We start from the raw sequence: 8,523 nt of genomic DNA on the forward strand, positions 1-8,523 counted from the left end.
ACTATTTTTACGACTGCTTTTTAAATAACTTCTGTACTATTAATATTGTTTCATCTACGCTTTTTTTACGATTGATAATTGCACCAAATTGATTGGCATAAATCTTCCTGATGTCAGTATGAAAGTCGTCATAATATCCGAGTTCCATCATTACAGTCTCTGGAGAATCAATCACTTGTTTATCTCCATAGGTAGCAATGGAAGCATAAACCAAATCTTCAAGATCTAGGTCTCTGCGCTTTTCGATCGTCTCACCGTTTACCAATTTAGCATTTAATGCGTGTGCAACTTGGCCAGTAGCCTCATATAAAGGCCCCGGCTCTCCCGCTTTGGCAAGTTCGTCTAACAAACGAATTGAAAACACTCTAACCAGCGCTTGTTGTTCACCAAATGTTTTTTCAACGTGCTCATAATCTACAAGGCTTTGCTTTGCAATTTCAATCATCTTGGCGTCATGCAATAAGTCTTGCATCTCTTCGCTAATAAAAGAGGCAGAATTAAACTTACCCACTGACAATTGCATTCTCTCAAAAGCCGTTAATAATCGAACCTCAGGGGTGGCAAGTTTAGGATCGGCTTTAGGTAACTTAGTATTGATTTCATTGATAAGCTTTTTGTCTAACTCATCGAGTTTACTTAATTCCACTTCCTCACTTTTAGTGAGTGTTGTTATTGGATTATTTCTTACCTCATTTTCCGCCCCAACTTCTGCAGCAGAAAACAAGTTAAACTTAAAAGCTGCCAGTGCTATCACAGCGACCAAACTTGTAATCAAAATACTTTTTTTCATGAGAATAAAACCTAAAAATTAAACCGAGATATAATTTGAAAGATAAAAACCTGCTAGTGTTCGAACTGGAAAATAGTGCCAACTTCATTACAAAAAATAGCCATAATAGCTTTTCAAAAGGCTGCGCTACTCATAATGGCAATTTTACTCACTGCTATCCCGCCGCTTCAAGCGTCTTATAAACACCACAGCTATTTTTTAGCGGTATATACAGCGTTTGCGACGGAACAACTAAACTGATTTAAATACAATCACAAGTAAAAACTGCTGTCTCAAATAACAATCCAACTTCAAATCAAACAGATAGAAAAAGGGAAGGAATAACCTTCCCGATTGAAGAATTATTTACTGGCGTACTACAACTTGGCCTAATTCAGCTTGTAGCTGATTTTGCCAAGTTAAATCACCAACTAAAATGTCGTTTGCAATAATGATGTGATTTACTACTTCTGCACCATTGGTTTCAAAGTTGTATACATCCAGCTCGGTAGGCTCACGAGTAATTGAAGCAACTGAAAGCTCAACGCCATCTGCACGCAACATCGTTTGGCCTAACTCAACATCTTTAGCAGCAACCATCGCGCCATTGCCTAAAAGCATACCGTGGTGCTGAGTCACTTTAAGTTCAGAGCCATCTTCTAAAGTAAACACGTAAAGATCTGATTCTTCAGCACCTTTAGTACGCGCTCTCATTTCAAACGTGTTTGTCGATAGCAAGCTCAAAGAAGCATCCTTTGCCAAGCCAACCAAACCATAGCTATCATCTATATGTTTTGCTGCTACATCGACAATATCTCCACCTTTGGTGACACGGATTAATGTATTCGCTTCAAAACAACCACACTTACATACTGCACCAACCGTTCTGTCATAAAAGTCAACAACTGGATAGAAACCATTAGCTTTACCCCACTCACCAGCTCTAGCAGTGATATAGCCCTCACGAACAGCCCAATCTATACGTTTAACACACTCAGTCGCTGAAATAGCCTTTTTTGCACAGCGTCCATGAGCGGCATTATCGGTAGTCGCTTGACTTTGATAAGCAGCAATATCCATTGCCGCTTCTGATTTGAATGCAACAAGAGCAAACAACGTAGTGAATAAAATCATCAAAGATCTCATAGAAAAATTTCCTTGTAATTAATGTAAATTGAAGTTTATTTCACAGCTTCAGCTTTAAGGGTGACATTATTAAAAGCACTATACCCATAGGCTGATAAGTACCAAGTGCCACTCGCAGGATTAGTGATGACACATGATTCGTTTGAAGTATCCGGATTTTCTGAAGCGCAGTCGTTATCGATAGGATAAGGTTCTTGACCATGCTTGATATAAAGATCAGCATCACCAGTTCCACCGGATAAACTAACTACTAATTTGGTCGTGCCTGAAGCAACATTGAAAGGGAATACTTTAGACTGGCCTTTGTTACCACTGACTATTTCAACTAAGCCATCTCCAGGTTGGTCTTCAAATTTTGCATAGACCAATTTGTTTGGCGAACCAACCACATCCGAAATTTTGTTTTGAGAGGCGTTGTTACTAATTGCCGCAGTCACCTGAGCTGGATTTAGGTTTGGTGATTTAGACAAATGTAGTGCAGCTACACCAGCAACGTGAGGTGATGCCATTGATGTACCGCTAATCGTTTTCGTTGCACTATTAGAACCAATCCATGCAGACGTGATTGAAGATCCAGGTGCGAATACGTCGACACACTTCCCGTAGTTAGAAAAACCAGATCTTGCGTCATTGATATCTGAAGAGGCAACAGTGATTGCAGAAGGCTCGCTTGCTGGTGATTTAGAACAAGCATCGCCACGATCATTCCCCGCAGCCACTACGAAGGTAATACCACGGTTCACTGCATTTGCCACAGCGTTATTAACAGCTTGAGATTTACCGCCACCCAAGCTCATATTTGCAACAGATGGTCCAGAAGCATTACCAGCAACCCAGTCGATCCCCGCAATTACGCCAGCATATGATCCAGAACCACTACAATTAAGGACCCGCACACCAACTAAATCTACTGCTTTGGCAACACCATATTGCGAACCGCCGATTGTACCGGCAACATGCGTACCATGACCATTACAATCCTGAGAAACAGCGTCGTTATCAACAAAATCATAACCATTTCTAGCACGACCACCGAAATCATTATGGCTGTTTAACACCCCAGTATCGATTATGTAAGCAGTGACACCCTGACCATTATTCGCACCAACGTATTTCTTGTCTAATGGGCGATCTCGTTGATCGATACGGTCCAAACCCCAAGTAGGGTTGTTTTGTAACGCGTGGAAATCAGAGAACTGTGGATCAATGGTAAAGGTCGCATTTTGCTCAATGAACTTGATGTCTGGGTGGGAAAGCAACTTCAATAACTGCTCGGAGTTTGCTTTAACAGCAACACCAGCTAAGTTATCATATTGATAATCAACATCTAACCCAAACTCTGCGCTTAACTTCGACGTTAAAGATGCCGTAAATGCTGCTTTAGTGCTGATATCTGCATTAACTAAAGCAGACGGTGTATTATACACAATAATGTAGCTGTCTTTAATCGCCTGTGTTCCTGAAGAGTTACTGTAAAACTCAGCGGCTTGAACTGTAGACCCAAGCATAAGGCTCAATAACAACGGTGTTATTTTCCTTTTTTTCATGATTTTTCCTTTTTTATTTTAAAAATCAAAGTAAGTTCCGGTTTATATCGACTAAAAAAGCAATGCAAACTACAACTAAAACTACAGATATACATAGAAACACATTTTAGCGACATCAAAGTTACACATAAAAAACAAAAAAAACAACAAAACACACATGATTTAAACAATTTAGATAAGCCGAATGAAAAAATAGAATTAGCAGTCATTTCAAAGAGATAAAAACAAACACATTAAAACCACCGAAAAAACAAAATAAAACAAAAAACACAACACCTAGCTTTTCTAAATATTGCCCTTTTTGCAAAAAACCAAAAACATACACAAAGAAATAAACAAGCATTTAAAAACCTTAAATAAATAACAATAAAATAAGATTATATTTTTAATAAGAGGAGGAATTCTGAAAAGATCAATAGAATAAAGCGTAATAAAAGGCGAGTTTTAAGTAAAAATAAATCTAATAGAAATAGAGGCGGGAAACCCGCCAACACTATCTAGTTAACAGCCAACCAAGGGCCAGAGCCATCGGCAGCAGGTATATTGCCTTTAGTCCACCACTTGGCTTCGTAGATCACACCATTGTAGCTCGCTCTATCACCTTTTAAGTAAACCTTGTCGGCATCCCAAGCGGGTACACCGCCAACAGGCGGTTCAGTCGGGTTGGTTGGTAAGTCATCAACGACACGAACTTCAGGCCAGCTTGCGTGTGATTGATAAAAGTTTGTCACGCATTTCTCGTAGTCTCCCGGCACAAGTGCAGAATAAGCTGTTTGATACCCCACGAGTTTACACTCAAATGAATAACCTCCGGGGCGATCTGCATAATAAGCCCAATCACCTTCCCAGTTGGTGTAGAGGACATCAGTTGCGCCGTCAAGATTTAAGCTTCCGTATGGTGTTTGCTGCCAACAGGTGTTTTCTTCATCGGCTTCAATCGTGATGTTGTAATAATGTGAAAGCCCTTCCCAATAACGAATGCGGTTAACGGGCTGACCCTTGTCTTTATTTTGCGCGCCACACTCAATACCGCCATTGATAATATTAATCGTGGTACCAAAGCCATAACCAATCCCAGCCTCACTTTCACGCAAGGATGGCGTCCAAGTTCTATCAATAACGTGTAACATTGCAGGTTTTGGCGCTTGCGGCGTTAAGAAAAACCAAATTGCAGACGCTAAATTTAGCCAAGAGTCAGCCACTAAGCCCGGATTGTTTAATAACACCGTTGCATCACCGTTAAACATGACTTCACTGAATGCGCCATAGTTGAAGTGATATGAAAGCTGCTTAGCGCCTCGGCCAAAATATCCTTGTCCCGCCCCACATGGCCAGCGGCGGTTTTGCCAGTCATTTTGTCCACACCCTGTGGTATAACCAACTTGTCCTTCTGACCAACCCATTTCACGCACATGCACCAAAGCTTGTTGCCATTCTTCTAACCCGAGAGGGTTATCAGAAGTGTTGTCTTTGGCAATATGCCCCCCCGTTTCTTGGGCAAAATGCGCAAATGCAGTCACGATTGAGCGTTTACAGATTGCGTCGGCGTCTCTGCCATCAGTATAGTCGCCACAAAATGCGGGAAACTTACCAATAGCACGCAAAAAGCGCGTGTAGGTGTATTCAGGCGCCGCCATTTGCGTAAGAAATTGCCACTGAGTTTGACCAAATACTCGCTCAGCTCTTTTTACATTATCTGGATTACTGGCAAGCCCCGGCGCAATGGCCTCTACAGCGGCATTATCTCTTGTTTCCAGTGCTTTTGACCAAATAGCATACATAGGGTTGTTGGTTTTCGCGCTCTCGGCATTCTTCAATTCTATTCGAGAAACAATATAACCATTGGGGTTTTGTGGATCGGGCTGCGGACTCATGGCCATTACTTGACTTGCAGTTATGGCAAGCGAAACTGCAGTCGCTAGTTTTAGAGTATTCATACTTTTCCTTTACATGTTGTTGTTAATAATGAGACTCATCAATTCAACAATTATTAACAAAATGACATCGCTGTCAAATTTTGTTCACTTTTTATTCTTACAACATATGTAGTAACGTCCTCCAAAATCGATGAGTCTTAGCGTTTTTGGTACATGATCCAACGTGGTATGCTAGGGCCTGTTGACCTTTGCGGTTTGATTTTTGTTCTTCTGAGTGTGTTTTGGTCGCGACGCTCGACTTGCCGCCTAGTGATCTAGGAAAAAGTTGAGCAACAATGAACAAAGCGCACTCAGGTGAACCCAAAGGGCAGCGCTTGATTTGCATTTCTACTGTGTTCTCGCCTGACTCACATAGAATGACTATGCTACGCAGGCTCTGCCTTGTATAAATACCAATCAAACTGCTGCAAAAACAAACTTGAAAGATAAACAGGCCCTAGTCAAAATGCCTCACAGTAAATAACAACAACAGAGAGCCTATGAAAATTATTCCTTTACAACCAGAACATTTCGAGCGTGTTATCGCACTTGGCAATCTCGTTCATGGTGATAATTATCTTGATAACGCAGGCATTGAACAAATGCGCCAAAAAGGCTGTAAAGACGGTATAAATGCTTCCTTTGTTGCCTTAAGCGATGACGATGAGTTGCTCGGTTTTAGAACATCATATAGTGCCGGACAATGGCCTATAGATAAGTGGAGTTCACCGTCTTTGTGGCCTGTCGATCAAAATGACATGGCCTATTTTAAATGTATCGCGGTGTCACCGAACGCACAGGGCCAAGGTATTGGGCCTCAATTACTAAAACACGCAATAACAGCACTAAAACAACAAGGCGCAAGAGCTGGCGTTGCTCATCTTTGGAAACAAAGCCCAGGTAACGGTGCCGTTAAATACTTCACCAAAGCCGGTGGCAAACTGATCAAAGTCCATGATGATAAGTGGCTAGATGACTGTATCTATCAAGGCTATGTTTGTACTATTTGTGGTACAGAATGTCACTGCCAAGCAGCAGAAATGGTATTGGAGTTTTAAGATGTCAGGGTTTGATCCTCTCACTCAGCCACATTGCCAAGGCCAAGCTTTTGCCAGTAGCTACTGGGCTGCAACCTGCCCTTTAGGTACCCCCAACCCTTCGCTAGATAAACCACTACAAGTAGATATCGCAGTGATCGGTGGCGGCTTTACGGGCTTACTTACCGCCTACCATTTAGCTACCACTCATCATCAAAGCGTTGCCCTATTTGAAGCCAATCAAGTAGGCTTTGGCGCGAGCGCGAGAAATGCGGGATTTGTGCTACCAAGTACGGGACGGCTTGGTTATGCGCAACTGGCCAAAAAATATGGTTTGGATGTCAGTAAATCCATATATCAAGAGTATAACAACGCCGTTGCTTTAGTCCGTGAACATATCGACGCCAATCACATTGATTGCAACGTGCAAGCATCTGGGTATTTGAAAGTTGCACACAATCAGCAAGCATTTTCGCTACTAAAAGCGCAGTCCGAATTTCTCACTGCAACCATGGGTAGCAAGAGCCATCAATTACTGTCTCGGCAACAACTGACCGAAACCTATATGCACAACCAGCAAGGGTTTGGCGCATTGCGATTTGACAACGCGTTTGGTGTTCACCCGTTGAAACTGTTACTAGGTTACAAGGCATTAGCTCAGCAAGCTGGTGTGCAACTTTATGAAAACAGTCTGGTCACCCGCCACCAGAACCAAAATGGCAACCACCAGCTCGAAGTGAACGGCCACAAAGTCTCAGCAAATAAGGTAGTGATCGCAGCGAATGCCTATGCTCAGCGACAGTTTTCACCGTTAACTCAAGGGCGTTACTTGCCTATTTTAAGTAGTATTATCGTGACTGAACCACTTAGCGATGAGCAACTCGCTGCCAATGGCTTAATCACAGAGCAAGTCGTCATGGATACCAGACGGCTTAAATACTACTATCGTCGCCTGCCTGACAACCGTATTTTGTTTGGTGGGCGAGGCGCGGTGTTTGGCCATGATCAGGACAATGCAAAATATCAACACAGCTTGCGCTCTGCACTTAACGATTGCTTTCCTAAACTCGATGTTAAAGTTGATTATTTCTGGAGTGGTTATATTGCCGCTGCGCTTGATGATCTTCCCCATATCTACAGCGAAAACAATACCGGGTATGTACTTGGATATTGCGGCTCAGGTGTAGCGTTTAGTGCTCAGGCAAGTATTCGACTTGCTGAAAAATTAATGGGTCTTAAAGTCCCTAATTTACCAATCTATACCAAGCCACTACCTAAGTTTCCGATGCCACAATTAAGAAGAGTAGGCCAACTCGCGTATTACCAATATGCTCAGTTGATGGATAAATTCGCTTAGCAAATTAAGAAGGTGCGCCCATCACGCACCTTTTTCAACGACTAAAAGCTATAGCGCAGATTAAAACCAACGTTGTTGTACACATCAGCATTTCTATAGTTTAGATTTGCAGAAATATGATCAGTAAAATGGTAGCCAATCTCAGCAAGGTATAAAAAACTACTTTCTCCTTCCTCACCATTGATGCGTTCAAACCCAATACCGGTCTTCGCATCGAATGAGTCTACCGAGAGCGCATAAGCCAATTCAAGATGATAAAGATCGGCATCGTTGTTAGCTGATACGTCAATTTCATTTCTATAACGGTATTCGCCGTTGATAATATATTCCACTTCCGCAGTTGCATCCATTTGCAACTTGAGCCGAGAATAACCACCATATAAATCCAGCGATGATTGTTCTGATAGTTGAAATTCATGACCCACTAGTACAGTAAATTGTTTCCAGTCTGTATCAACTTTTGTTTCGATTATTCGAGCGCCAACGCCACTAGCTATATCATTTTGCTGATTGTTTTTATCACTCGATATTATATAGGTACCCTGTAAGTAAAATTGGTCGAAGGATTTTTTTGCGCTCAGCGCCACCCCTGTTGGCTTTATTTCACTCAGCTCTTTAATTGAGATTTTCCCATAACCTATCTCAACGTAATCTTTTGATTGTGCGAAGCAACCTGTTGTGGTTCAATAAATCCGGACACTATTTTAGGTGGTATCATTACCACTCAACTAGAGGTGTCCAATGGCAAGAA

General features: G+C 41.9%; 8 protein-coding genes. 2 read left to right on the plus strand and 6 right to left on the minus strand.

Going from position 1 to position 8,523, the window contains the following annotated elements; genetic code table 11:
* Positions 1-7: 7 nt before the first annotated feature.
* The 5 genes from NO992_RS22535 to NO992_RS22555 all read right to left on the minus strand — a co-directional run bounded on the left by NO992_RS22535 (position 8) and on the right by NO992_RS22555 (position 5,724).
* Complete coding sequence (locus NO992_RS22535) at positions 8-790, minus strand: hypothetical protein (protein ID WP_371380606.1); 783 nt, start codon at positions 788-790, stop codon at positions 8-10.
* 345 nt (positions 791-1,135) lie between these two features.
* Positions 1,136-1,915: a Hint domain-containing protein gene (locus NO992_RS22540; protein ID WP_017217664.1), complete on the minus strand. Its 780-nt coding sequence runs from the start codon at positions 1,913-1,915 to the stop codon at positions 1,136-1,138.
* 35 nt (positions 1,916-1,950) lie between these two features.
* On the minus strand, positions 1,951-3,462 hold the full coding sequence (locus NO992_RS22545; RefSeq protein WP_371380608.1) for a S8 family peptidase: 1,512 nt from the start codon (positions 3,460-3,462) through the stop codon (positions 1,951-1,953).
* Between the two features lie 497 nt (positions 3,463-3,959).
* Entirely contained in the window at positions 3,960-5,399 is a 1,440-nt protein-coding gene (locus NO992_RS22550) for a chitinase (RefSeq protein ID WP_371380610.1), read from the minus strand.
* Between the two features lie 97 nt (positions 5,400-5,496).
* Positions 5,497-5,724, minus strand: a complete 228-nt coding sequence (locus tag NO992_RS22555) for a hypothetical protein (protein ID WP_081629141.1) — start codon at positions 5,722-5,724, stop codon at positions 5,497-5,499.
* 154 nt (positions 5,725-5,878) lie between these two features.
* Between NO992_RS22555 and NO992_RS22560 the strand changes: the two genes are divergently transcribed.
* Positions 5,879-6,436, plus strand: coding sequence for a GNAT family N-acetyltransferase (locus NO992_RS22560; RefSeq protein WP_371380612.1), 558 nt, complete (start codon positions 5,879-5,881; stop codon positions 6,434-6,436).
* Position 6,437: 1 nt separating this feature from the next.
* Positions 6,438-7,772: an NAD(P)/FAD-dependent oxidoreductase gene (locus NO992_RS22565; RefSeq protein ID WP_371380614.1), complete on the plus strand. Its 1,335-nt coding sequence runs from the start codon at positions 6,438-6,440 to the stop codon at positions 7,770-7,772.
* 41 nt (positions 7,773-7,813) lie between these two features.
* Here the strand turns inward: NO992_RS22565 and NO992_RS22570 are convergent, their stop codons facing one another.
* Positions 7,814-8,359 (minus strand): hypothetical protein, encoded by a 546-nt coding sequence (locus NO992_RS22570; protein ID WP_371380616.1) that lies wholly within the window; start codon positions 8,357-8,359, stop codon positions 7,814-7,816.
* Positions 8,360-8,523: the final 164 nt, after the last annotated feature.

The organism is Pseudoalteromonas sp. DY56-GL79 (genome assembly GCF_041414765.1).
Classification (GTDB): domain Bacteria; phylum Pseudomonadota; class Gammaproteobacteria; order Enterobacterales; family Alteromonadaceae; genus Pseudoalteromonas; species Pseudoalteromonas piscicida.

Excerpts from the sequence above, each read along its gene's own strand:
- NO992_RS22565 (WP_371380614.1), top strand. The coding sequence starts at position 6,438 with ATGTCAGGGTTTGATCCTCTCACTCAGCCACATTGCCAAGGCCAAGCT.
- NO992_RS22560 (WP_371380612.1), top strand. The coding sequence starts at position 5,879 with ATGAAAATTATTCCTTTACAACCAGAACATTTCGAGCGTGTTATCGCA.
- NO992_RS22540 (WP_017217664.1), bottom strand. The coding sequence starts at position 1,915 with ATGAGATCTTTGATGATTTTATTCACTACGTTGTTTGCTCTTGTTGCA.
- NO992_RS22545 (WP_371380608.1), bottom strand. The coding sequence starts at position 3,462 with ATGAAAAAAAGGAAAATAACACCGTTGTTATTGAGCCTTATGCTTGGG.
- NO992_RS22535 (WP_371380606.1), bottom strand. The coding sequence starts at position 790 with ATGAAAAAAAGTATTTTGATTACAAGTTTGGTCGCTGTGATAGCACTG.
- NO992_RS22555 (WP_081629141.1), bottom strand. The coding sequence starts at position 5,724 with ATGCAAATCAAGCGCTGCCCTTTGGGTTCACCTGAGTGCGCTTTGTTC.
- NO992_RS22550 (WP_371380610.1), bottom strand. The coding sequence starts at position 5,399 with ATGAATACTCTAAAACTAGCGACTGCAGTTTCGCTTGCCATAACTGCA.